The organism is Rhizobium tibeticum (assembly GCF_900110205.1).
Classification (GTDB): domain Bacteria; phylum Pseudomonadota; class Alphaproteobacteria; order Rhizobiales; family Rhizobiaceae; genus Rhizobium; species Rhizobium tibeticum.
On record NZ_FOCV01000007.1, the window covers coordinates 80,460 to 104,100 of the forward strand.

Annotated in this window: 24 protein-coding genes; 18 read left to right on the forward strand and 6 right to left on the reverse strand. The window is 61.2% G+C overall.

What is annotated here, in order from left to right; all coding sequences use genetic code 11:
- Nucleotides 1-14 precede the first annotated feature (14 nt).
- The 11 genes from BSG20_RS09790 to fabI all read left to right on the forward strand — a co-directional run bounded on the left by BSG20_RS09790 (nucleotide 15) and on the right by fabI (nucleotide 12,128).
- Nucleotides 15-734 (forward strand): ABC transporter ATP-binding protein, encoded by a 720-nt coding sequence (locus BSG20_RS09790; protein ID WP_072374205.1) that lies wholly within the window; start codon nucleotides 15-17, stop codon nucleotides 732-734.
- Nucleotides 734-1,453, forward strand: coding sequence for an ABC transporter ATP-binding protein (locus tag BSG20_RS09795; protein ID WP_072374208.1), 720 nt, complete (start codon nucleotides 734-736; stop codon nucleotides 1,451-1,453). The genes BSG20_RS09790 and BSG20_RS09795 overlap by 1 nt, the downstream gene beginning before the upstream one ends.
- Entirely contained in the window at nucleotides 1,440-2,303 is an 864-nt protein-coding gene (locus tag BSG20_RS09800) for a branched-chain amino acid ABC transporter permease (RefSeq protein ID WP_072374211.1), read from the forward strand. Before BSG20_RS09795 ends, BSG20_RS09800 begins: the two co-directional genes overlap by 14 nt.
- A gap of 6 nt (nucleotides 2,304-2,309) precedes the next feature.
- A complete protein-coding gene (locus BSG20_RS09805) occupies nucleotides 2,310-3,398 on the forward strand; it encodes a branched-chain amino acid ABC transporter permease (RefSeq protein ID WP_072374214.1) in 1,089 nt (362 codons plus the stop codon).
- The gene (locus BSG20_RS09810; protein WP_072374217.1) at nucleotides 3,391-5,145 is read left to right on the forward strand and encodes an FAD-dependent oxidoreductase; all 1,755 of its coding nucleotides are present in this window, start codon (nucleotides 3,391-3,393) and stop codon (nucleotides 5,143-5,145) included. Before BSG20_RS09805 ends, BSG20_RS09810 begins: the two co-directional genes overlap by 8 nt.
- A 7-nt stretch (nucleotides 5,146-5,152) precedes the next feature.
- Nucleotides 5,153-6,052: an intradiol ring-cleavage dioxygenase gene (locus BSG20_RS09815; RefSeq protein ID WP_072374220.1), complete on the forward strand. Its 900-nt coding sequence runs from the start codon at nucleotides 5,153-5,155 to the stop codon at nucleotides 6,050-6,052.
- 170 nt (nucleotides 6,053-6,222) lie between these two features.
- Entirely contained in the window at nucleotides 6,223-6,537 is a 315-nt protein-coding gene (locus BSG20_RS09820) for a hypothetical protein (protein WP_072374223.1), read from the forward strand.
- A 304-nt stretch (nucleotides 6,538-6,841) separates the two neighbouring features.
- The gene (locus BSG20_RS09825) at nucleotides 6,842-9,106 is read left to right on the forward strand and encodes a DUF3141 domain-containing protein (protein WP_072374226.1); all 2,265 of its coding nucleotides are present in this window, start codon (nucleotides 6,842-6,844) and stop codon (nucleotides 9,104-9,106) included.
- Complete coding sequence (locus BSG20_RS09830) at nucleotides 9,040-10,119, forward strand: phosphate acetyltransferase (protein ID WP_370874270.1); 1,080 nt, start codon at nucleotides 9,040-9,042, stop codon at nucleotides 10,117-10,119. Before BSG20_RS09825 ends, BSG20_RS09830 begins: the two co-directional genes overlap by 67 nt.
- 4 nt (nucleotides 10,120-10,123) lie before the next feature.
- A complete protein-coding gene (locus BSG20_RS09835) occupies nucleotides 10,124-11,296 on the forward strand; it encodes an acetate/propionate family kinase (protein WP_072374231.1) in 1,173 nt (390 codons plus the stop codon).
- Between the two features lie 49 nt (nucleotides 11,297-11,345).
- Complete coding sequence (fabI, locus tag BSG20_RS09840) at nucleotides 11,346-12,128, forward strand: enoyl-ACP reductase FabI (protein WP_072374234.1); 783 nt, start codon at nucleotides 11,346-11,348, stop codon at nucleotides 12,126-12,128.
- A gap of 102 nt (nucleotides 12,129-12,230) precedes the next feature.
- On the opposite strand, the gene BSG20_RS09845 is transcribed toward fabI, so the two are convergent.
- The 4 genes from BSG20_RS09845 to BSG20_RS09860 form a co-directional block, all read right to left on the reverse strand.
- Nucleotides 12,231-12,470, reverse strand: coding sequence for a tautomerase family protein (locus BSG20_RS09845; protein ID WP_072374237.1), 240 nt, complete (start codon nucleotides 12,468-12,470; stop codon nucleotides 12,231-12,233).
- A gap of 35 nt (nucleotides 12,471-12,505) precedes the next feature.
- A complete protein-coding gene (locus BSG20_RS09850; RefSeq protein ID WP_072374240.1) occupies nucleotides 12,506-13,141 on the reverse strand; it encodes a DsbA family protein in 636 nt (211 codons plus the stop codon).
- Between the two features lie 104 nt (nucleotides 13,142-13,245).
- Nucleotides 13,246-13,959, reverse strand: coding sequence for an SDR family NAD(P)-dependent oxidoreductase (locus BSG20_RS09855; protein WP_072374243.1), 714 nt, complete (start codon nucleotides 13,957-13,959; stop codon nucleotides 13,246-13,248).
- Between the two features lie 140 nt (nucleotides 13,960-14,099).
- Nucleotides 14,100-15,032 (reverse strand): LysR family transcriptional regulator, encoded by a 933-nt coding sequence (locus BSG20_RS09860; protein WP_072374246.1) that lies wholly within the window; start codon nucleotides 15,030-15,032, stop codon nucleotides 14,100-14,102.
- A gap of 241 nt (nucleotides 15,033-15,273) precedes the next feature.
- On the opposite strand from BSG20_RS09860, the gene BSG20_RS09865 reads away from it, so the two are divergent.
- From BSG20_RS09865 to BSG20_RS09895, 7 genes are all read left to right on the forward strand, one after another.
- Nucleotides 15,274-15,951: a type 1 glutamine amidotransferase domain-containing protein gene (locus BSG20_RS09865; protein ID WP_072374251.1), complete on the forward strand. Its 678-nt coding sequence runs from the start codon at nucleotides 15,274-15,276 to the stop codon at nucleotides 15,949-15,951.
- 134 nt (nucleotides 15,952-16,085) lie between these two features.
- Nucleotides 16,086-17,852, forward strand: a complete 1,767-nt coding sequence (locus BSG20_RS09870) for a cytochrome c biogenesis protein DipZ (protein ID WP_072374617.1) — start codon at nucleotides 16,086-16,088, stop codon at nucleotides 17,850-17,852.
- A gap of 12 nt (nucleotides 17,853-17,864) precedes the next feature.
- The gene (gene msrA / locus BSG20_RS09875) at nucleotides 17,865-18,605 is read left to right on the forward strand and encodes a peptide-methionine (S)-S-oxide reductase MsrA (protein WP_072374254.1); all 741 of its coding nucleotides are present in this window, start codon (nucleotides 17,865-17,867) and stop codon (nucleotides 18,603-18,605) included.
- A 232-nt stretch (nucleotides 18,606-18,837) separates the two neighbouring features.
- A complete protein-coding gene (locus BSG20_RS09880) occupies nucleotides 18,838-19,050 on the forward strand; it encodes a hypothetical protein (RefSeq protein ID WP_072374620.1) in 213 nt (70 codons plus the stop codon).
- A gap of 154 nt (nucleotides 19,051-19,204) precedes the next feature.
- Nucleotides 19,205-19,411, forward strand: coding sequence for a glutathione S-transferase C-terminal domain-containing protein (locus tag BSG20_RS38610; RefSeq protein ID WP_244541308.1), 207 nt, complete (start codon nucleotides 19,205-19,207; stop codon nucleotides 19,409-19,411).
- 167 nt (nucleotides 19,412-19,578) lie between these two features.
- Entirely contained in the window at nucleotides 19,579-20,631 is a 1,053-nt protein-coding gene (locus tag BSG20_RS09890) for an alpha/beta fold hydrolase (RefSeq protein ID WP_072374257.1), read from the forward strand.
- A 379-nt stretch (nucleotides 20,632-21,010) separates the two neighbouring features.
- Nucleotides 21,011-21,427 (forward strand): organic hydroperoxide resistance protein, encoded by a 417-nt coding sequence (locus BSG20_RS09895; RefSeq protein ID WP_072374260.1) that lies wholly within the window; start codon nucleotides 21,011-21,013, stop codon nucleotides 21,425-21,427.
- Between the two features lie 122 nt (nucleotides 21,428-21,549).
- Here the strand turns inward: BSG20_RS09895 and BSG20_RS09900 are convergent, their stop codons facing one another.
- Both BSG20_RS09900 and BSG20_RS09905 read right to left on the reverse strand, forming a co-directional pair.
- Nucleotides 21,550-22,884: a sensor histidine kinase gene (locus BSG20_RS09900; protein WP_072374263.1), complete on the reverse strand. Its 1,335-nt coding sequence runs from the start codon at nucleotides 22,882-22,884 to the stop codon at nucleotides 21,550-21,552.
- The gene (locus tag BSG20_RS09905) at nucleotides 22,884-23,621 is read right to left on the reverse strand and encodes a response regulator (protein ID WP_072374266.1); all 738 of its coding nucleotides are present in this window, start codon (nucleotides 23,619-23,621) and stop codon (nucleotides 22,884-22,886) included. The genes BSG20_RS09900 and BSG20_RS09905 overlap by 1 nt, the downstream gene beginning before the upstream one ends.
- Nucleotides 23,622-23,641 lie beyond the last annotated feature (20 nt).

The following is a 23,641-nucleotide window of genomic DNA, read 5'->3' on the forward strand; positions in this document are numbered from 1 at the left end:
TGGGAGAGAGATGGATGCCAATATTGGAACTGGAAGGTGTCTCGAAGACGTTCGGCGCGTTGACCGTCGCCGAACAGATTTCCTTTGCCGTGGAAGACGGCGAGGCACTCGGCATCATCGGCCCGAACGGCGCCGGCAAGTCGACGGTGTTCAATCTGATCAATGGCAACATCTCTGTAGACAGCGGCGCAATCCGTTTCAGAGGCTCCGACGTGACCAATACCACGCCGATGGCGCGGTGCTTTGCCGGAATGGGCCGCACCTTCCAGATTCCGCAGCCCTTTGATCAGCTTACGGTGTTCGAGAACCTGCTCGTGGCCGGATCGTTCGGCGCGCGAAAGCGGGAAGGGGAGGTTGCCGATCGCTGTGCAGAAATCCTCATCGACACCGGTCTGATCGACAAAGCCAATGCAATGGCCGGCAGCCTCACGCTGCTGCAGCGCAAGCGGTTGGAACTGGCGCGCGCGATGGCAACCGATCCGAAACTCCTGCTGCTCGACGAGATTGCCGGCGGGCTGACGGAAGGCGAGTGCCGGGCGCTGGTGGCGACCATCCGCGGCCTGCACAGCAAAGGCATTGCGGTGATCTGGATCGAGCACGTCCTGCATGCGCTGAACGCCGTGGTCGGTCGTCTGCTTGTCCTGCATTTCGGTCGCGTGATCGGCATTGGAAAGCCCGACGAGATCATGAACTCGAAGCAAGTTCGCGAAATCTACCTGGGGATCGATGTGTGATGCCACTTCTCGAAACCCACGCACTGACGGCTTCCTACGGTGACTTCCAGGCGCTGTTCGGCATCGATATCAGCCTGGAAGAGGGCGAGACGCTGGCGATCATCGGCGCGAATGGGGCCGGCAAGACGACGCTGATGCGGTCGCTGTCGGGCGTCCTAAAAAACGAGCCCGGTTCCATCAGCTATCGGGCAGAGGCGATCGGCGCGCTGGCCGCCCCCGATGTGATGTCGCGCGGGATTGCCATGGTGCCGGAGGGCCGGCGGCTGTTTCCATCGTTGAGCGTCGAGGAGAACCTGTTGATTGGTTCCTATGGCCGCAAGGCCACGGGCCCCTGGACGCTCGAGAGCATCTATGCGCTGTTTCCGATCCTCAAGCAGCGTCGGCGACACCCTGCCACGGCACTGTCCGGCGGCCAGCAGCAGATGGTAGCGATCGGCCGGGCGCTGATGTCGAACCCGGACGTGCTCCTTTGCGATGAAATCAGCCTTGGTCTGGCGCCGGTCGTGGTGCGCGACATCTATGCCGCCTTTCCACGAATCCGGGAAACCGGAGCGGCGATCATCATCGTTGAGCAGGACATCGCTCAGGCACTCAAGGTCGCCAATCGGGTCTATTGCATGATGGAGGGCCGCATCACGCTCTCCGGAAAGCCATGCGACCTCGACCGCGATGCCATTCATAAGGCTTATTTCGGAGCAGATGGTCATGAACTGGCTTGATACGATAGCGCAAGGCATCTTGCTCGGCGGGCTTTATGCGCTTTTTGCCGCGGGACTAAGCCTGGTCTTCGGCATCATGCGGCTGGTCAACCTTGCGCATGGCGACCTGATCGTCTTCGCCGCCTTTCTGATCCTGTTGCTTGTTTCCCTGTTGGGGCTTCATCCTTTCTTGGCCGCGCTCATTGCGGCTCCTCTCATGTTCGCAGCCGGTTGGGTCCTTCAATACCACTTGCTCAACCGCACGCTCGGAAAGGATATCCTGCCGCCTCTGCTCGTCACGTTCGGTCTTTCGATCGTCATCCAGAATGGCTTGCTGGAAGGCTTTACGGCCGACAGCCGTCGGATATCAACCGGCGCGCTCGAGACGGCCTCCGTTTCGCTGGGGCCGATCAATGTCGGTGTCATGCCGATGCTGACCTTTGGCTCAGCGATCCTCGCCATCATCGCGCTGAACCAGTTGATCTATCGCACCTCGATCGGCCGGGCGTTTCGTGCCACATCCGACGATGTCACCACGGCAGGCCTGATGGGCATCCGGCCGCAACGCATTTTTGCCATGGCGACAGGCCTTGCCATGGTCTTGGTGACCATCGCGGCACTGTTCCTCGGAACGCGCGCCAATTTTGATCCGACGTCGGGACCGGCGCGGCTGATCTATGCCTTCGAAGCCGTTATCATTGGCGGGCTGGGCTCACTTTGGGGAACGCTGGCCGGCGGCATCATACTTGGTGTCGCGCAGACGATCGGGGCGGCCGTCAATCCGGAATGGCAGATCCTCGCCGGGCATCTCGCTTTCCTTCTCGTCCTCCTGTTCAAGCCGCGCGGCCTTTTCCCGCGCGCAGTGGATTGAGCCGTCATGGAACAGTTGCTCGCACCAACCTTCAAAGTCGAGACCCGTACGGGCGCTTCCGCGCCAGTCGCCGTCATGGCTGCCATCGCGGTGGTCCTTGCGTTCCTGGCGCCGCTTCTGGTGTCGCGCGGTGCGGTCCAGGACCTGTTCTTCATCCTCACCATGCTGGTGCTGGCGCAATGCTGGAACCTGCTTGCCGGATATGCCGGCCTGATTTCGGTCGGCCAGCAACTCTTCGTCGGCTGCGGGGCTTACGCAATGTTTGCTCTCGTCAGCCTGTGGGGGCTCGATCCCGTAGCGGCGGTGTTCGTCGCCGGTGTCTTTGCGGTAATCGTCGCCGTACCGACGGCCTTTTTCACCTTCCGCCTTTACGGTCCCTATTTTGCCATTGGCACATGGGTCATCGCCGAGGTCGGTCGTCTCCTCTTCGCCCAATGGAAGGCGCTTGGGGGCGGAACCGGCACATCGTTGCCGCGTGACGCGACGCGCGACATGATCGGCGTCGACCTGTTGAAATCCCTTTTGCGCATGAAATCGGCAGAGGCCGGCGATGCGCTGACCTATTGGCTCGCGCTGGTACTCGCCTTGGCCACCATCGGAGCCATCTACTCTTTGCTGCGATCGCGGCACGGGCTGGGTCTTGCGGCTGTCCGGGACAATGAGCAGGCGGCACGCGCCGTCGGCGTCGATGCGCGGCGGATGAAGACCATGGTCTACCTAACCGCGGCATTTCTGACCGGCTGCTGTGGCGCGCTGGTCTATGTCCAGAAGCAACGCATCTCGCCGGATGCCGCGTTCTCGGTGATCGACTGGACGGCCTACGTGATCTTCATCGTCGTCATCGGCGGCATCGGTACGGTCGAGGGGCCGATTGTCGGCGTCATCGTTTTCTTTCTGTTGCAGAACCTGCTTGCTGGCTATGGCTCCTGGTATCTCTTGATCCTCGGCCTGGTCGCCATCGTCACGATGCTGTTTGCGCCGCGCGGGCTTTGGGGCCTGTTTTCCGACCGCACCGGCATCCAGCTTTTTCCGGTTCGCCGAATCCTCAAAGGCGGACCTCTCGGACACAAGAAGATAGGAGAGCCAAATGGCTGATATCACAACGGACGTCCTCATCATCGGAACCGGCCCTGCCGGATCTGCAACTGCGGCGCTGCTGTCGACTTACGGCGTCGAGAACATGGTGATTAATCGCTTCCGATGGCTCGCCAATACACCGCGCGCCCATATCACCAATCAGCGCACGATGGAGGTGCTGCGCGATCTCGGTCGCGATGTCGAAGACGAAGCCTATATGTTCGCCGCCGAGCAGGATCTGATGGGTGAGAACGTCTTCTGCACTTCGCTGACGGGTGAGGAAATCGGCCGCATGAAGAGCTGGGGCAAGCATCCGCAGTCTCGCGCCGAGCATCAACTCTCCTCACCCAGCCTGATGAACGACCTGCCGCAGACCTTCATGGAGCCGCTGCTCTTCAAGGCCGCCTGCTCGCGTGGCACGCAGGCGCGCATGTCGACGGAGTACGTCAGCCATGAGCAGGATGCCGACGGCGTCACCACCACCTGTCTCGACCGGCTGACGGGCAAGGAATTTACCGTCCGTTCCAAGTTCCTGGTTGGCGCCGATGGCGGCAATTCGAGGGTCGCCGAACACGCGGGCCTTTCCTTCGAAGGCAAGATGGGTGTCGGCGGCTCGATGAACATCCTGTTCGAGGCCGATCTGTCGCGGCATGTCGCGCACCGCCCCTCCGTGCTTTACTGGGTGCTGCAGCCGGGCGCGGATGTCGGCGGCATCGGAATGGGCCTGGTGCGCATGGTCCGGCCCTGGCACGAATGGCTGATCGTCTGGGGCTACGACATCAACCAGCCGGCGCCTGACGTGACCGAGGATTTCGCCATCAAGGTGGTTCGGGACCTCGTCGGTGACCAGGAGCTCCAGCCGAAGATCAAGTCGGTCTCGACCTGGACCGTCAACAACATGTACGCAGTGGCGATGTCCAAGGGCCGTGTCTTCTGCATGGGAGATGCCACCCACCGGCATCCTCCGTCGAACGGACTTGGCTCCAACACGTCGATCCAGGACGCCTTCAATTTCGCATGGAAGCTGTCCATGGTGCTGAAGGGACAGGCCGGAATCGGTCTGCTTGATAGCTACAATGCCGAGCGTGCGCCGATCGCCAAGCAGATCGTGACGCGAGCCAACAAGTCGATCGAAGAGTTCGGCCCGATCTTCAAGGCCCTCGGCCTTCTGGACTCCGTCGATCCTGTCAAGATGCAGGAAAACATGGACGCGCGCTGCAAGGATACTCCAGAGGCGGAGAGGCAGCGCAAGGCGATCCGGGAAGCGATCGCCTACAAGGTTTACGAGTTCGACGCGCATGGCGTCGAGATGAACCAGCGCTACAGGTCAAGTGCCGTCGTTACCGACGGCCGGCCGGAGCCGGCTTTCGCGCAGGACCCGGAACTTCACTACCAGCCGACGACATGGCCCGGCGCACGGCTGCCGCATACTTGGCTGTTCAATCACGGTGGTGAGAAAGTCTCCACCCTCGACCTGACCGGCCACGGCGCCTTCACGGTTCTGACTGGTATCGGTGGTGATGGCTGGCTAGCGGCCGCCAGGGCACTCGCAAAGGAGTTCAATATCCCGATCGCCACGCACATGATCGGCCCTCGCCAGCAATGGCAGGACCTGGTTGGCGATTGGGCGAATGCGCGCGAGGTCCGCGATGCCGGCGCCATTCTCGTGCGGCCCGATCACCACGTCGCCTGGCGTGCCGATGCAATGGTTTCCAATCCGGAAGCCGAACTGCGCCGCGTCCTGAAATCCATCCTTGATAAGTGAGAGCGACATGGAAGCGCACGAGAAGGGCTTCTTCACGGAAGACGATTCGGTCGCCGTGGTGACCGGCCGCAACGAGAACGCCAAGGATCAACGCCTGAAGCAGGTGATGGACGTCGTCACCCGAAAGCTTCACGAAGCGGTAAAGGAAATTGAGCCGACGCAGGATGAGTGGATGAAGGCCATCTTCTTCCTGACGCAGACGGGGCAGATCTGCAACGAGTGGCGGCAGGAATTCATTCTCCTTTCCGATGTCCTCGGCGTTTCCATGCTGGTCGATGCGATCAACAATCGCAAACCCTCGGGTGCCTCGGAGAGCACGGTGCTTGGTCCGTTTCACGTTGCCGACGCACCGGAACTGCCGATGGGCGCGAACATCTGCCTCGACCAGAAGGGCGAGGACATGGTCATCGAAGGCAGGATTCTCGATACCGACGGACAGCCGATCACTGATGCGCTGATCGACGTCTGGCAGGCCAATGACGAGGGTTTCTATGATGTCCAGCAGAAGGGCATTCAGCCGGATTTCAACCTGCGGGGCGTCTTCCGCACCGGCCCGGATGGGCGCTACTGGTTCCGGGCGGTGAAGCCCAAATATTATCCGATCCCGGATGACGGCCCGGTCGGGCAACTGCTGAAGGAACTGGGCCGCCATCCCTATCGGCCCGCGCATCTCCATTACATCATCAAGGCCGACCGCTTCGAAACACTGACCACCCATATATTCGATCCCGATGATCCCTACATCAATTCCGATGCAGTGTTCGGGGTAAAGGAGAGCCTGCTTGCCGAATTCCGGCGGACGCGCGATCCCGAACGGTCGAAACAGTATCAATTCGCCGGCGATTTCTGGGAGGTAAAACACGACTTTGTCCTTGCCCGCGCGAACGATGAGTGCCGCGGCGGGTGATCACTCAGCCGATCGGCGGCAGCGTTAACCGATTATCAACGCTGCCGCACGACTCCGGCGACATTTGTTCGCAAATGACGCTGGGGTCCGCCCACAGATGATTGCGCTGCGCGCAGACCCGTCTATTTTGGCGCAGAGCGTTGACGCGCAGCGCAACCGGGGCAGGGATCATGAAAGCCGCCTTCCACACGACCTTGATGATCTTCGCAACCTTGCTGCCGGCCATGGCGGCTTGCGCATCGGACGGCTGGAATCCTGACGGCAGGGGTACGAGCACCTGGCAGGTGTCGCCATCGGAAGGCACCTGCAACGTCAGCCTAGCGACGAACAGGGCCCGGCGTGCCGGCATCTACCGGACCGACCTGGTCTATCGCGACGAGAATGTTCTGACGTTGAGAGGATTGACCGGGTGGGGCGATCGCCGCGAAATCACCTTTGCCAACGTCCGAGGATGTCCCGAGATCGGCCTTCAGAATCTGCAATAAGGACATGCCCGCACAGTGGTGTGATCTGGTCGGTGGTTTGTAACACATGTTTCGCTTCCGATGACCGAGGGGATCCCGGGACCGCTCTTGCGTGACCTGCCATAGAGGTCCCCAGGCTGCGTCGAACGGCGTATGCTACCGTAAGATACGTTGGGCAGGTGGCCCGTAGCGCTTATGCTGCATGTGCTAAGAAGCGCGTGGCTGACTGTGTGGCTATTCATTCACGAAGCAGACGCCGATCGAGAATATCATCCGAGCATGAATCTTTGATCTCTCGCTGAGAGGGTGAACGAGGAGATTTGGCATGCGGTATCCTTCCTATCTTCCGACAGCTGATTTCGCTTCTCAACTTGGTCCTTTCGGCTTCTTCTTCGACTATGCCTTGGATGCCGCCCAGCGTAGCGTGCTGTTCTGGGATGTCATGCGCAAACGTGGCAACCAGTATCGGGCGCATGCCGAAGCAACCGCGCCGCATGTGCTGAGCTTCACGCCCGAGGTCGTGCTCGACGGACGTATGCTCGAGAGACCCGTCAACTACGCGCTAGTGCGGATCGTCCCGCCTGACGGAGTGGAGATTGACCAGACACGCCGACCCTTCGTTGTCGTCGATCCGAGGGCCGGGCACGGGCCGGGTATCGGCGGGTTCAAGGCGGATAGCGAAATAGGCGTCGCTCTGAGAACCGGGCATCCATGCTATTTCATTGGCTTCCTTCCGCACCCCGTTCCGGGCCAGACGATCGAAGACATTGCGCGTGCCGAAGCGATCTTTCTGGAGAAGGTCATTTCGCTGCATCCGCAGGCGGACGCCAAGCCCTGCGTGATCGGAAATTGTCAGGCGGGCTGGGCCGTCATGATGCTCGCTGCCATGCGCCCGGAATTGTTCGGATCGATCATCATTGCCGGTGCGCCGCTTTCCTACTGGGCGGGTGAGCGCGGCAAGTATCCGATGCGCTACACAGGTGGACTCCTCGGTGGCAGCTGGCTCACCGCTCTCACAAGCGACCTTGGCCACGGAACCTTCGACGGCGCCTGGCTGGTGCAGAATTTCGAGAACCAGAACCCGGCCAATACGCTCTGGACCAAGCACTATAACCTCTACTCGAAGATCGATAACGAGGTGCCACGTTATCTGGGCTTCGAGGAATGGTGGGGCGGGCACGTCAGCCTGAACCGCGAAGAAATCCAGTTCATCGTCGACGAGCTCTTCGTCGGCAACAATCTTGCGGCCGGGCGGATCGAGACATCGAAGGGCGAGGCGATCGATCTGCGCAACATTCGCGCGCCGATCGTCGTCTTCTGCTCGAAGGGAGACAACATCACGCCTCCCGCGCAGGCGCTCGGTTGGATATTGGATCTGTATGATGACGTGAACGAGATCCGTTCGCACGGGCAGACCATCGTTTACACCGTGCACGAAACGATCGGCCATCTCGGAATCTTCGTGTCCGCGAGCGTCGCCCGCAAGGAGCACGGGGAATTCTCCAGCAATATCGACCTGATCGACGCGTTGCCGCCTGGTCTCTATGAGGCGACCTTCGAGGCAAGGACCGATGAGACGATCGGCGGGGATCTCGTCGAAGGTGATTGGATCATGCGCTGCGAGGTAAGAACGCTCGAAGACATCCGTGCGCTGGGCTGCAATGGCGCCGAGGACGACCGCCGGTTTGCAACTGTCGCCAGGGTCTCGGATATCAACCTGTCCCTTTACCAAACTTTCATCCAGCCATTCATGCGGGCGATGGTGCCGGAATGGGCGGCTAACCAGTTGCGTGAGAGCCATCCGCTCCGGATGCAGTATGAGCTGCTTTCGGACCGCAATCCCTTGATGGCGCCGATCGCGGATCTTGCCGTCGATGTGGCGGACGAACGGCGCCCCGTTGCTGCTGACAATCCCTTCCTGGCGTTGGAACAGGCATTTTCCAGGCAGATTGTTGCGGGACTGGATGCATGGCGTGAAGGAATGGAGGCCCTGAGCGAGGCGACCTTCCTCTCGGTCTACGGCTCTCCGTTCCTGCAGGCGGCAGTCGGCATTGATCCGTCGAACACAAAGCCGCAGAGGCGGGCAAGCAAGACGGCATTGCATGCGCAGGCCCTCAAGGCGAGGATCGAGGAACTCAAGGCGCGAATGGGTAGTGGGGGACTTCGGGAGGGCCTGGCACGCAGCCTGCTCTACGTTGCCATGGCGAACGGTGCAGCCGACGAGCGTGGATTTGCTGCCATCCGCCGGATGCGGCGCACCGAGGATGGAATGCCGGCAATGACGCTGGCGGAGTTCAAGGCGTTAATCCGCGATCAGTTCCTCATGCTGGTGAGCGATGAAGAGGGTGCCGTCACTGCAATCCCTTCCTTGTTGCCGGCAGATGAGGGCCTCCGTCGCCAAGCATTGTCCTCTCTCCAACAGGTTTTGAGCGCGCGTGGCCCGCTCTCTGAAGAAGCCGAACAGCGTTGGGAGAGGATCATCGGGCTCTTCGATCTTTCCGGAGAGCCGCTTGCCGGTCCCGTATCGCCGCCGAGGAAGCCCGCGCCGTTCAAGGCTGTCGGGCGAGCAAACAAGCCGAAGGTTGCCTAAACGTCGAGGACTTGCACTCGTCTTTCAACACGGAGCACGCGCAGATGCCGGATTTGGACAGGATTGAGAAAGAGCCCGGTCGCCATCGGAAATATGAGCGGCTGATCGCAGCGGCAAAACAAGTCCCGCCGATGCGAACGGTCGTCGCCCACCCTTGCGATGAGACATCCTTGCGCGGAGCTGTCGAGGCGGCCGAGGTTGGGCTGATGCGACCGATCCTTGTCGGGCCGGGAGAAAAGGTGCGTGCGGTCGCCAAATCGCACGACCTCGATATCTCGCCGTTCGAACTGGTCGACACGCCCCACAGCGATGCAGCGGCGGCCAAGGCCGTGGCGATCATCCTCGAAGGCGGTGCAGACCTGCTGATGAAGGGAAGCTTGCACACGGATGAGCTCATGCGGGCCGTGACCTCGTCGACCACGGGGCTTCGCACGGCGCGCAGGATCAGCCACGTCTTTGTGATGGATGTGCCGAACTATTCGGAAACGCTTTTCATCACCGATGCCGCAATCAACATTGCGCCGGATCTCGATGCCAAGCGGGACATCGTTCAGAACGCAATCGATCTTTTCACACAGGTCGGCCTAGGTGTGCCGCGGGTGGCAATCCTTTCGGCTGTCGAGACCGTCACGTCGAAAATACCGTCGACTATCGACGCCGCAGCCCTTTGCAAGATGGCCGAGCGTGGTCAGATCACGGGCGGCATTCTCGAAGGCCCGCTTGCCTTCGACAACGCTATCGATCCGGAGGCGGCCCGGATAAAGGGGATCCAGTCGCCGGTTGCCGGCCGAGCCCAGATCCTCGTCGTTCCCAATCTCGAGGCTGGCAACATGCTGGCGAAGAACTTGACGTTTCTGGCGCGGGCGGATGCGGCTGGTATCGTCCTTGGAGCGCGCGTGCCGATCATCCTGACATCGCGGGCTGATTCAGTGCGGGCGCGCCTTGCCTCCTGCGCTGTCGCAGTCCTGCTCGCCGATGCGCGCCGTCGCACGGCGCCGATTGGGGGCGGTTGACGCCATGGACACCATCCTCATTGTGAATGCCGGTTCGTCCAGCCTGAAGTTCGAAGTGTTTTCGGTGGCGAATTCACTGGCCCGGCTGGTCAAGGGACGGATGGAGGGGATCGGCACTGCGCCGCACCTAACCATCAAGAGCAGTGACGGAAAGCGACTGGCAAACGAAAACTACCCACCCGAAGCCGTTCCCGACCTGCCGGAGGCGATGCGTCTGGTCGGGGAATGGCTGCGGCAGCGGCAGCAGGGCCGGCTGATCGCCGTCGGCCACCGGGTCGTCCATGGTGGTCCCAACCATTCCCGCCCGGCGCGCGTCAATGCGGAGTTGCTTCGCGAACTGGAGCAGTACGCGCCGCTGGCGCCTTTGCATCAGCCCAACAATCTCGCGCCGATCCGCGTGCTGATGGAGCGCCAGCCGCAACTTGTGCAGGTCGCCTGCTTCGACACCGCCTTTCATCGCGGCCATGACCCCATGACGGACCACTATGCCATTCCAGCACGTTATTTCGATGAGGGCGTCCGACGCTATGGCTTTCACGGGCTGTCCTACGAATACGTGGCCGGAAAGCTGACCGAGATCGCACCCCGTCTCGACAGCGGACGGGTTATCGTTGCGCATCTTGGAAGCGGCGCATCGATGTGCGCGCTTTATCAAGGCCTGAGCGTCGAGAGCACGCTCGGATTTACGGCTCTCGATGGTCTTCCGATGGGCACGCGATGCGGACAGATCGATCCAGGTGTGCTTCTCTACCTCCTCCAGCAGCATGGCATGACGGCACCGCAACTGCAGGACCTTCTCTACAAGGAATCGGGCCTCAAGGGGCTTTCCGGCATCAGCAACGATGTGCGCGATCTGCTTGCCAGCGACGACGCCGGCGCAAGGCTCGCGCTCGACCATTTCGTGCATCGCATCAGCCTGAATGCAGGCGCGCTTGCTGCCGCCCTCGGTGGACTGGACGCCTTCGTGTTCACGGCTGGCGTTGGCGAAAATTCGGCAGTCATGCGGGCCCGGATTGCCAAGAAGCTTGGTTGGCTTGGAGCGTCCCTCGACCCGGAGCGAAACGAGGCCGGCGACCTTCTCGTCTCGAGCGACGACAGCAAGGTCGCCATCTATGTCGTGCCGACCGACGAGGAACTGATGATCGCGCGTCATACGCTCGCGCTTATCACGGCGTAGCGAGATCACGCGCCACACTCCAGGTTTTAAGGCTGAAGAGAGGGTTGCTATGATTCCCGAGGTAAAGGCCAAGCTTCTCGAAGGAAAACGCGGACTGGTGGTCGGCATTGCCAACGACCAGTCGATCGCATGGGGCTGCGCCAGGGCATTCCGCGCCTTGGGCGCGGAGCTGGCGGTGACTTATCTCAATGACAAGGCGAGACCCTACGTCGCGCCATTGGCTGAGGCGCTGGAAGCTCCCATCGTCATGCCGCTCGACGTCGCGGTGCCCGGAGAGTTGGAGGCCGTGTTCGAGCGCATCACCGAGCAATGGGGCGAGCTCGATTTCGTCGTGCATTCGATCGCCTTCTCGCCGAAGGATACGCTGCAGGGGCGTGTCGTCGATGTGCCCCGCGACGGGTTCCTGAAGACAATGGACATTTCCTGCTGGTCGTTCATTCGTATGGCACATCTCGCCGAACCGCTGATGAAACGCGGCGGTACACTGTTCACCATGACCTACTATGGCAGCCAGATGGTGGTGAAGAACTACAATGTCATGGGGGTGGCCAAGGCGGCGCTGGAAAGCGCGGTTCGCTACATCGCAGCCGAACTTGGACCGCGGGGCATTCGTGTGCATGCCATCTCGCCCGGCCCCCTCGCGACACGGGCAGCCTCTGGCATCCCCGAATTTGAGGAACTCCTGAGCAAGGCCGAGGAAACGGCCCCGACCCGCAGCCTCGTCTCGATCGACGACGTGGGCATGGCGACGGCCTTCTTGGCGCATGACGCGGCGCGATTGATCACCGGCGATACGATCTACATCGACGGTGGTTATCACATCATGGATTAATGCGGCGCGGGCTGGTGCTGTGCGAAGCACTGTCGATGCACAGGCACCACGACCCGTCGCTTGCAATGTGAGCGGCGGGTCTGGCGTAGACCTTCGACAGGCTCAGGACCTTGCTGCCGCGGCGCGCTGTTTGCGGTATTGCACGGTCGGAAGGCCGCCCCAGCCCCAATTGTCAAGATCGACTTCCTCGATAACGACGTAGGTCGATTCGAGCGGTTTGTTGAGCACGTCGAGCAGCACCTGGCTGACGCCCTCGATGATCGCGGCTTTCTCTTCGGCGGTTACCGAATTGCGCTCGGGTGTGGTTCCTTCGCGGGTAACCTGTACGGTGACGATGGGCATTGCAGTCTCCTTTCGCGGGTTTGATTGAAATGGCGCTATGCTGCGTGCAGAGCGTCGATCGCGTGTTCCAATGTTTCGACATGGGCATATCCGTTGCCGACCCGGCGCAGGCTGCATTGCTGCGCAAGGAACAAGGTCGGGAAGCTCGTCACCCCCATCGATCGTGCCCTGATGAAATCGGCGCAGGTGGCGTCGATCGTGCTCTTGCTCTGCCACACCGAAAGGAACTCGTCCGGGGTGACAAAATGGCCATCGGCACTCAAGGCCTCGGCACCGACCTTGGCGAGAAGCACGCCGTCGGTGGTATCGAGGGCAGCGACATAGAATGCATGCTGGAAGGCGCGGAAGACCTTTAGCAAGTCTGCTTCCGAGGCCAGGATACGCGCCGCCACGACCGCCCTGCAAACAGGTTCGGTGTCATACACAAAGCCCTCGCGGGCCATCAGTCCGTCCCGATTGAAGGGAAGACCGCTTGCCTGTTCGACCTTCGCCCAATGTTCCAGGCGAAAACGCTTGCCCGCCTCGTCAAGCACATCCGTCGCACCGGCGCGCAAGCCTGCGACGACGATCTCAAGCGACATCTCTGGATGACGCTCCTGCAGCGCTGTCATTTCCTTTCCGAAGCCGTGGCACCAGGAACACATTGGGTCGGCGACCAGCACCAGTTTCATTTTCCACCTCATTTCAGCTCTGTCTTGTCGGCGACCGCGGCCATTCGGGCTCGCGGTCGCGGGGATGAAGTTGGTTAGGCCGGACCGAACCAACGTCGCAGTGCCTACCAGCGGCCTGCGTTCTGACCGCCATCGACGTGGAGGATCTCGCCGGTCACAAAGCTCGCGCTCTCAAGATAGAGGACGGCATCGACGATATCGCGAATTTCGCCCATCCGGCCGACCGGATGCAGGGTCGAAAGCGCCGCGTGCGTTTCCTGCGGATGCATCGGCGTTTTGATCACGCCCGGCGAGACCGCGTTGACGCGAACGCCGCTCTTTGCGTACTCGATGGCCAGTTCCTGGGTGACCGCGTTCAGACCACCCTTGGTCAGGGAAGCGAGAGCTGCGGGCACGCCGGCGATCGGCTGATTGACCAGGCTGGTCGTGATCGTGACGATGTGACCCGAGCCCTGCTTCAGCATTTCCGCGATTGCGCGCTGCGTGATGTGAAAGAAGCCAGCGACATTGACGCTCATGTTATGGTCGTAGTCCTGCGGGGTGAATTCGGTGAATGGCTTCGCCAGGAAGACACCGGCGTTGTTCACGAGCGTGTCGATGCGGCCGAAACGCTCACGCGCTTCGCGCACGACCCGCTCTGCAGTCTCGGGCTTGCTGATATCGCCGGGTACGGCGAGGATGCCCTTATCGGAGCTGGCCTCGATCGATCGGGAGGTGGCGACGACGCGATAGTTGCGGTCGCGGTAAGCCTGAACCAATGCTGCGCCGATGCCTTGCGATGCGCCGGTGATAATGGCGACCTTCTGTTCCGTGCTCATGATGTGATCCTTTCAAGTGCAGCGGCCGTTAGAGTTGCAGCCGCCCTACGCCCTCGGCGTTGGTGCAATTGATTTAGATCCATTCGACATTTGAGAGAATTGCCGTCGTTTGAGCGACAATCAACCGAATTTCGGCATAATCAGGCGAGTACGCCTGCTGCCGTTGCCATGCGCGCGAATTCGGAACGCAGGCGGGGCGTTGCAAAGTCCACGAAGGCTCGAACCTTTGGCACCGACATCCGGCCCTGCGGTGCGAGCAGATGCACGGGCAGCGGCGGGTGTTCTGCGTCCGCGAGCACGATCTTCAACGGTCCGTCGCGCACATAAGAAGCGACATGGTAGGAATAGAGCCTCGTCAGGCCGCCGCCAGCAGCGGCTGACGCGGCGGCGGCGCGAACGCTGTTGACGATGCACCGCGGCGTGAAATGAACCGTCCGCGGGATCGTAGAGCCCTTCGCCGGTGTGAAGCTCCAGGAATCCAGGCCGAAGTTGCTGAATGCGATGATCTGGTGTTTCGCCAGGTCCCCGGGTTCGTCGATGCGCGGATGGTTTGCCAGATAACGAGGAGAGGCGACCACGACGCGTCGCACGTCGCCACCGAGACGGGTGGAGACATGGGAGGAATCCGACAAGTGGCCAATGCGCACGGCAAGGTCGACGCCTTCGTCGACCAGGTTGACGAACCGATCCAGCATGAGAAACCGGACAGAGACCGTCGGGTGAAGGTCAAGGAAGTCGTCCAGTATGGGGCGCAGCACCTCTTCTCCAAGAATCGGCGGTGCCGAAATGGTCAGCGTTCCGCGCGGTGCGGAGCGCTCGCCCCCGGCGAGCATGTCGGCTTCTTCAAGATCGACGAGCACACGCCGGCAGGCTGCCGCATAGCGCTGACCTGCCTCGCTCAGCTTCAGCGTCCGGGTTGTCCGGTGCAGCAGTTCGACGCCGACATGCGCCTCGAGGAAGCTGAGCGCCCGGCTCACCGCCGTCGGCGATCGTTTCAAGTTGCGGGCTGCTCCGGCCAGACTGCCCTCGTCAATTGCCGTCACAAACACCTTCATGGCGTCGATGCGATCCATTGTGTCGCCCCGCGGAATAGTGATTGCCTGGCGGCGAGTATTCACCCGAAATCGGAAGGAAGTAAATATCGGGAGGTAAAAGCAAGACAGGCCGCGCCACCGCGCTATCTGTCGGGTAGGCCGCAGCGGATCCAGAATCTTTCAGGTTGGATGACGAGGCCCTGCGGCGAGCAATGCTCGCGACTGCGAGGGTAGCCGGCCAAACCGCGTCTTGCGTTCGCTCAACAAAGGGAGACTGACGATGAAGATCCTGATGGTTTTGACTTCGCATGATCAGCTCGGAAACACCGGAAAGCTGACCGGCTTCTGGCTCGAGGAGTTTGCTGCGCCCTACTACGTGTTCAAGGATGCAGGTGCCGAGATCACCTTGGCCTCGCCCAAGGGCGGGCAGCCGCCGATCGATCCGAAGAGCGACGAGCCAGCCAACCAGACGGAGGCAATGGCCCGCTTCAAGGGCGATCCCGCGGCGCAAAAGGAGCTGGCAAACACCGTAATGCTTAGCGACGTCAAGGCGGACGGCTTCGACACGGTCTTCTATCCTGGTGGCCACGGTCCGATGTGGGACCTCGTCAACGACAGGAATTCGATCGCGCTGATCGAAAGCTTCTACAATGCCGGCAAACCGGTCGCCGCTGTCTGTCATGCCCCCGGAGTTCTGAGAAAGGTGACCTATCAGGGACAGCCTCTTGTCAAGGGCAAGCGTGTCACGGGCTTTGCCAACAGCGAGGAGGAGGCCGTCCATCTCACGGAGGTCGTGCCTTTCCTCGTCGAGGACGAGCTGAAGCGGTTGGGCGGGCACTATGAAAAAGCCGGCGACTGGGCCGATTTCACCATCGTTGATGGGCGTTTGATCACGGGCCAGAACCCGGCTTCGTCGACCTCGGCCGCCAAGGAACTGTTGAAGCTTTTGAACGCATGAGCCTACGGCTGGCGCTGCTTGCATTCTGATACAATTCTCAGGAAACGCGACACATCCGGGATACTTCGGGCTGATCCCATGCAGTCACCATCAACGACCAGTGCGCGAGCATCGGTCAACTGCAGGGGATGACAATGATCCTATTCCTGATCGCTTATCTTGCAGGGGCCCTGACCATCGTCAGCCCCTGCATCCTTCCGGTCCTGCCTTTCGTGCTGTCGCGAGCAGGTCAGCCGTTTAAAAGAAGCATCCTGCCGATGCTGATCGGCATGATCGTGACCTTCGCGGGCGTGGCAACGCTTGCCGCTGTCGGCGGAAGCTGGGCCGTGCATGCGAACGAAATTGGCCGATATGTTGCCATTGCGTTAATTGCCGGCTTCGGCGTGACGCTGCTTTCGCCCCGTATCGCGGCGGCGGTAACGCGGCCAGCCGTGGCATTGGGCAGCCGTCTGTCGCAGCAAGCGAGCGGCAAGAAGGCTAGCGTTGGTACGTCCTTCCTTCTCGGCGTCGCGACGGGTCTTCTTTGGGCGCCCTGCGCCGGCCCGATCCTCGGACTGGTCCTCACCGGTGCCGCCCTGCAAGGGGCAAACGTGCAGACCACCCTCCTGCTGACGGCCTACGCCGCAGGTGCCGCCACCTCGCTCGCAATGGCTGTTCTTGCCGGGGAGAAGGTGTTTGCCGCGATGAAGCGATCGCTCGGCGTCGGCGAGCGTCTGCGGCAGGGCCTTGGCGTTGCCGTACTGGCAGGCGTTACGGCGATCGCGCTCGGGCTCGATACTGGCCTGTTGTCGCGTCTCTCCTATGCCAGCAGCAAAGGCATCGAGCAGTCGCTGCTGGACAGGCTGCAAGGCGCTGGCAGTGCCGCTGGGAAGCCGGCAGGCAATGCGATGGCACTTGCTGCCAACGATGCGCGCAAGGAATACCAGAGCGACTTGCCGGTGCTAGGCCGCTTCCAGTCGCTCGACGGTGCGGTGGAATGGTTGAATTCGAAGCCGCTCACGGCCGAAGAATTGCGCGGCAAGGTGGTTCTCGTCGACTTTTGGACCTACTCCTGCATCAACTGCATTCGGACGATCCCCTACGTTCGGGCCTGGGCAGAAAAGTACCGGGACCAAGGATTGGTCGTGATCGGGGTCCATTCCCCCGAATTTGCCTTCGAGAAGCGGATCGACAATGTCCGTCAGGCGGTCGACAAGTTCCAGATCGGCTATCCCGTGGCGATCGACAACAACTTCAAGATCTGGCGGGCATTCGGCAACAACTACTGGCCGGCTCACTATTTCATCGATGCGAAGGGCCAGATCAGGCACACCCAGTTCGGTGAAGGAGACTACGAACAGTCCGAACGCGTCATCCAGGATCTGCTGGCGGAAGCCGCAGGCAGCAAGAAGGCTGACACGGTCACTGTCGCGCCCGATGCCAAGGGCGCCGAGGCGGCGCCCGACCTTGCGCGCCTGCAGTCGGGTGAATCCTACATCGGCTACCTGCGAGCTGCCAACTTCATCTCGCCGGAAGGGACCGGGGCAGACGCCGCCCGTGATTACACCGCGGGAAAGCCGCGCCTCAATGAATGGGGTCTGACGGGCAAGTGGACGGTAGGGGGCGAACAGGCCTCGCTTGAGCAGGCCGGTGGAGGCATCACCTACCGGTTCAGTGCACGAGATCTCCATCTCGTCCTTGGGCCTGGAGCGGGCGGCAAGAAGGTCCGCTTTCAGGTGACGGTGGACGGCGTAGCGCCGGGGGCAGACCATGGTTCGGATATTGATGCGCAAGGCAATGGCAGTGTTTCGGAAACGCGCCTCTACCAACTGGTGCGCCAGTCGAAAGACGTGCGGGAGCGGACGTTCGAGATCCGCTTCCTCGATCCGGGTGTCGAAGCTTTCGTATTCACCTTTGGTTGAGAGGATAGGGCCATGAAAGATCGAGAGAAAACCCTTTTGGCCTCAATCGGCACCATCGCACGCCTCGGCCTTGTGGCCCTGGCGGTGATCGGTGGCGGCGGCCTCGCACTGAAATTGAATGGCGGATCGCCGTCCGAAGAGACCAAGCGCATTCCTCCGGCCCTCCATGATGTGGCCGCGACATCTGGAACGCAAGCGCTGGTGCTTGCCGGCGGCTGCTTCTGGGGCGTGCAAGGGGCGTTCCAGCATGTTGCCGGCGTTGTGAGCGCCACGGCAGGGTATGCCGGCGGGAGTGCCGCGACTGCGACCTACGAAATGACGGAGACCGGGCAAACCGCTCATGCCGAAGCGGTGGAGATCGTCTTCGATCCGACGCAGATCACCTACGGCCAGTTGCTGCAGATCTTCTTCTCCGTGGTTCACGATCCGACGCAGGTCGACCAACAAGGGCCCGACGTCGGGAAGCAATACCGGTCGGCGATCTTTCCGCTGAACGACGAGCAGGCGAAGGTCGCTTCCGACTACATCGCCCAACTCGGTCAAGAAGGCGCTTTCAGTCGCCCGATTGCGACTTCGACCGAAGTCGGAAAAACGTTCTATCGCGCTGAGGCCTATCATCAGGACTACGTCTACAACAATCCGAGCCAGCCCTATGTGTATGCCTACGAGCAACCGAAGATCGAAGCTCTGAAGCGGCTTTTCCCGGCGCAGTATCGGGAGCGTCCAGCGCTCGTCGCAGAGCAGGCAGGCTGACCTTGGCCAGGGCTATGCGGCGGTGGCGTCGCTCGGCGGCATCGAGGTGACTATAATCCAAACTTCGGTCAGTCGAACGAGTCTGATCCCCGCCTACATCGCGATACAGTCCTCGGGGCATTCGAACACATTTGGGATACGCGCGGTCGTCACGCTCGAATTCTACCCGCTCCGGAAAGATCAGAATTTTCTGGGATTGGCCCAAACGGGTCAAGCAATTGAGGAGAAAGCAATGCGCATTCTAGTCACCACCTTTACCGTGCTTGCGCTGTCAGCCGTGCCATGCGCCTGGGATACCGCTCCGGGGGAGCCGCCAGCGATCGCCGCACTCTTCTCCTGGTTATCGCCTCCAACTGATGCAGGGTCGAAGCAAACCGCGCAGACCGCGAATGCCTTCGTGGCGACATCGGCCGATGAGGCACTGCCCCAACGCGCGAATTACTAAGGAGATCCGCGATGAAACTCTTCGAAGACAAGATCTCGTCGGCCGCATCCCGTGTCCCCCGCGGGTGACGGCTCGCCTTGGCACCTTTCCAGGAGCCGGGCCACAGGAAATTGCGGACTGGAGCCGTCATTGGATCCGCGTTGGATTGACTGCAGTGGAGGAATTACTCGCGCGGCGGCAGACAGATCGATATGCGGCCGGCGATGCGCCGTCGATGGCCGACATTTGCCTCTTCCCGCAGGCGGTCAATGCCGAACGGGCTGGTCTCTCGCTCGACCAGTGGCCTCGCATCACAGCGGTTGTCGCGAGGCTTCGCGCGATTCCCGCCTTTGCCGAAAACGGTCCGGCTCCCCGAACTTGAGTGGCCTTGAGCTGCACCTCAGGTCGCTCAGTTGCAGGCGAATGTATACCAATGTATCTCTCGACCTGATCCCTACACCAGCATTCAATTCCCGCCATCGGGCACACATTGGATATACACGCGTACCGGCTTCTAGGAATGTCTTTAACGCAATCTGGAGAACATCGATGGCAGAGGAAATCAATCAACAGAGGCGGCGGTTCATGGGCGTCGCGGCCCTGACTGTCGCTGCTGCGCAACTGGGCGTCATCGGGACGAATGTTGCGCAAGCGGCGACGCCAACTGCTGCGCGCATTCCCACCATCGCGCCAGGGACCAACACCTCGTTCGGCACAATCAAGCAGATCGATGCAGGTCTGCTCAACGTCGGTTATGCCGAACTTGGTGCGAGCGACGCGCCTCCGGTCATTCTCCTGCACGGCTGGCCCTATGACATCCACACCTACGTCGACGTCGCACCGCTGCTTGCCGCGGCTGGCTACCGCGTCATCGTGCCCTATCTGCGTGGTTACGGCACGACGCGGTTCCTTTCCGACAAGACGATGTGCAACGGTCAGCAGGCCGCAATCGCCGCAGATATTATCGCGCTCATGGATGCACTGAAGATCGACAAGGCGCTGATTGGCGGTTGTGATTGGGGAGCCCGCACGGCCTGCATTATCGCCGCCCTCTGGCCCGAGCGCTGCAAGGCGCTGGTTTCCGTCAGCGGCTATCTCATCGGCAGCCAGGAAGCCAACAAGGCGCCATTGCCGCCGAAGGCCGAACTTGCCTGGTGGTATCAGTTCTACTTCGCCACCGAACGTGGCCGCGCAGGCTATGCGCAATACCGGAGCGAGTTTGCAAAACTCATCTGGCAGCTTGCATCACCGAAGTGGAATTTCGATGACGCGACCTTCAATCGCAGCGCGGCCGCCTTCGAAAATCCGGATCACGTCGACATCACCATCCACAACTACCGCTGGCGCATCAGCGCCGCCGAGGGTGAGCGGAAGTATGACGAACTCGAAGCGCGGCTTGCCAAGTTCCCAGTCATCGGCGTGCCTGCCATCACGCTGGAAGGCGATGCCAATGGTGCGCCTCATCCGCAGCCGGAGGCCTACGCCAAGAAGTTCTCGGGCAAGTACGAACATCGACTGATCACCGGCGGCATCGGTCACAATCTACCACAGGAGGCGCCGCAAGCCTTTGCGCAAGCCGTGGTCGACGTCGATCGATTCTGATCGTTCATCGGGCGTGGTCGCGGCGGCCAGCCGCGGCTTTCCGGTTTCGCCTTCATTCCGGACTCTGGACCTGGCGTTAGAGCGTTTAGGCGCTCACGCCGGGTTTTTTATCATGCACGCGTCATGAAGGTGAGGTCCTGCCCACGCAGCCCTTCGCACTTCCTCCGGCGCGGTCTGCGTCCCGCACCTTGGCTGAGCGGTCAGCCGCTGACGGGCGGTTCGTATCGTATTGTATCCGCACCGCGTTTGCGTGGGAGTTGGCTACATTTCAGCACCGCGACGAAACATCTCAGACACGTACGGAGCGTCATCTGCGGTTCGACAGCGAGCCAGGCAATCAGGCTTCGGCGGCATCCATTCTGTCGAAAGGAAGAACATCATGAGCGAGAACCAGAAAGTAATCTACACCGGCAAGACGCACACGACCGGCGGTCGCGACAGCGCATCGCGCAGCTCCGACGGTCGCCTCGATACCAAACTGTCCTCGCCGGGCAGCGCGGGGCAGGGAACGAACCCTGAGCAGCTCTTTGCCGCTGGCTGGTCGGCCTGCTTCATCGGCGCGATGGGCTTTGCCGCCAGCGGCCTGAAGGTCGCACTTCCGGCCGACCTCGCCGTCAACACCGAAGTGGACCTCTGCAGCAGCACGGGCGGCTACTCCCTTCAGGCACGCCTCAACGTCAGCCTGCCGGACATCGACCACGAAACTGCTCGGGCTATTGTCGATGCAGCGCATCAAATATGCCCATATTCCAAGGCAACGCGCGGCAATATCAACGTCACCATAAACCTCGTCTGACGAGATAAGAAAAACGGTTCCCCCGCCAGATGGGTGTGATGTTGAGGAGCGGCAGCTGTCAAAGGCTGCCGCTCTTTTGCCGATAGTCAGGCGAATGTTTCCAGTGGCAACCGCAAGGCGGCTCAAGCTGTTGTTCGATTGATGGCTATTTCGGCCACAAGCCCGCCGCCGTCCCGATTGCGCAGCGCCAGCGATGCACCGATCGCCGTAGCAAGCTGTACGGCAATGGCGAGGCCGAGCCCGGTTCCGCCGGTATCGCGATTGCGCGATTGCTCCAGGCGAAAGAAGGGCTTGAGGACAGCTTCCAGCTGGTCATTGGGAATCCCGGGACCGCGATCAAGCACTCTGACGACTATGCTCTCGTCGGCGCGGCGTTGCACTTCGATCTCGGCGCTGCCGCCGAACTTCAGCGCGTTGTCGATGAGATTGGTGAGAACGCGCCTCAGGGCGTGCGGCCGTGTCATGATCGCACCGCCGCTCATCTCAATTATCGCAACGTCCTTGCCGGTATCCTGGTAGTCATAAACAAGGCTTTCGATGAACGAGGAGAGATCGATGCGCGAGGCTTTCTCGACATTGCCATGGGCGCTGCGAGCATAGGCGACACCTTCCTTGACAAGACGTTCGATCTCGCCGAGATCCTGCATCAGCTTATCCCTATCGCCGAAATCCTCCGCCATCTCCGCCCTGAGCTTCATGCGGGTGATCGGCGTTTGCAGATCGTGCGATATGGCTGCGAGTATTTGTACGCGCTCCTCAAGATATTGCGCGATGCGTTCGCGCATTGCGTTGAAGGCGGTTGCGGCATAAGCGACTTCGCTCGGTCCCGTCTCGCTCAGGCGAGGGGTCTTCACGTTCGGGTCGAGCGTGTCGGCGGCTCGTGCGAGATTGACGAGAGGGCGGATTGCCTGACGCACGGCAAACCAACTGCACAGCACCAGCAACGCCAACTGCGCGGCGAGCACATAAGGCAGCCAATCGGCCAGCGGCATGACGCCATGCGGGTTGATGTCTATCGTCAATGGCGCACCATCGCTCAGTGACAGATGTGCCTGGAGTCGAAGGTCGGCGCCGGGAATGGTCTCCATCTCGATCGGATACTTTGCACCGATCGCGGCGCGAACCTTGGAAGCGATTTCAGCGCTGCGCGCCTCGAGGGTCGGAGTGCCGGGCAAGCCGGGTCCCAGCACGAAACGATAACTCCCCCGATCAAGACGATCGAGCCAATCGGCGCGTTCGTCGGCCGGTAGGCGATCGAGAATGGCGATCGAGGTCGCGACGTCGTTTTCGAGGGTGTTGAACATGACCGACTTGGCGGCCGTGTAGCGCTCGAAAAATAGCACCGTGAACGACATGGCATGCGCGATCGCCAGACCAGCAAGCAGAATAAGAAACAGCCGCGCCCCGAGGGTGCGCGGCCACAGAGGAAATCCATTCAGGAAGGCGTGCGTCGCCATCAGCGTGCCTCGGTGATCTCGATCGGCATGGAGAAGACGTAGCCCTCGCTGCGGACGGTCTTGATGTAAGTCGGCTCTCGGGCGTCGTCGCCAAGGCGCTGGCGCACGCGGCTGACGAGAAGGTCGATCGAGCGGTCGAAAAGCTCGGCGTCGCGGCCCTGTGTCAGGTTGAGAAGCTGGTCGCGGTTCAGCACGCGCTGGGGATGATCGATAAAGACGCGCAGCAGCCGATATTCGGCACCGCTGAGTGCGATCACTGTCCCGTCGGAATCGACGAGATGGCGCGCCGTCGTATCGAGCTTCCATTTGCCGAAGCTCAGCAATTGGCCGGCTTCCGACACCTGCAGATTCGGTGGCAGCATGCGCGTGCGCCGAAGGACGGCCTTGATGCGGGCCAGCAATTCACGCGCCGAAAACGGTTTGGCGAGGTAATCATCCGCACCCATCTCGAGACCGATGATGCGATCCATTTCATCCGTACGCGCCGTCAGCATAACGATGGGAACGGCCTTGCGGCGTCCGGCACGCAACTCGCGGCTGAGAACGAGGCCGTCGTCGCCTGGCATCATGACGTCGAGGATGATCAGATCGACGGAATTCGCTTCGAGGAAGGAGCGCATATGCCGGCCGTCGGCAACTGCGGTCACGCGAAGGCCATTCTTCTTCAGGTAGCTCGACACGAGCTCCCGGATTTCGCGATCGTCATCGACGATCAGGACGTGGTCGATGTGCTCCATCGCGCGATCTCCATTATTCT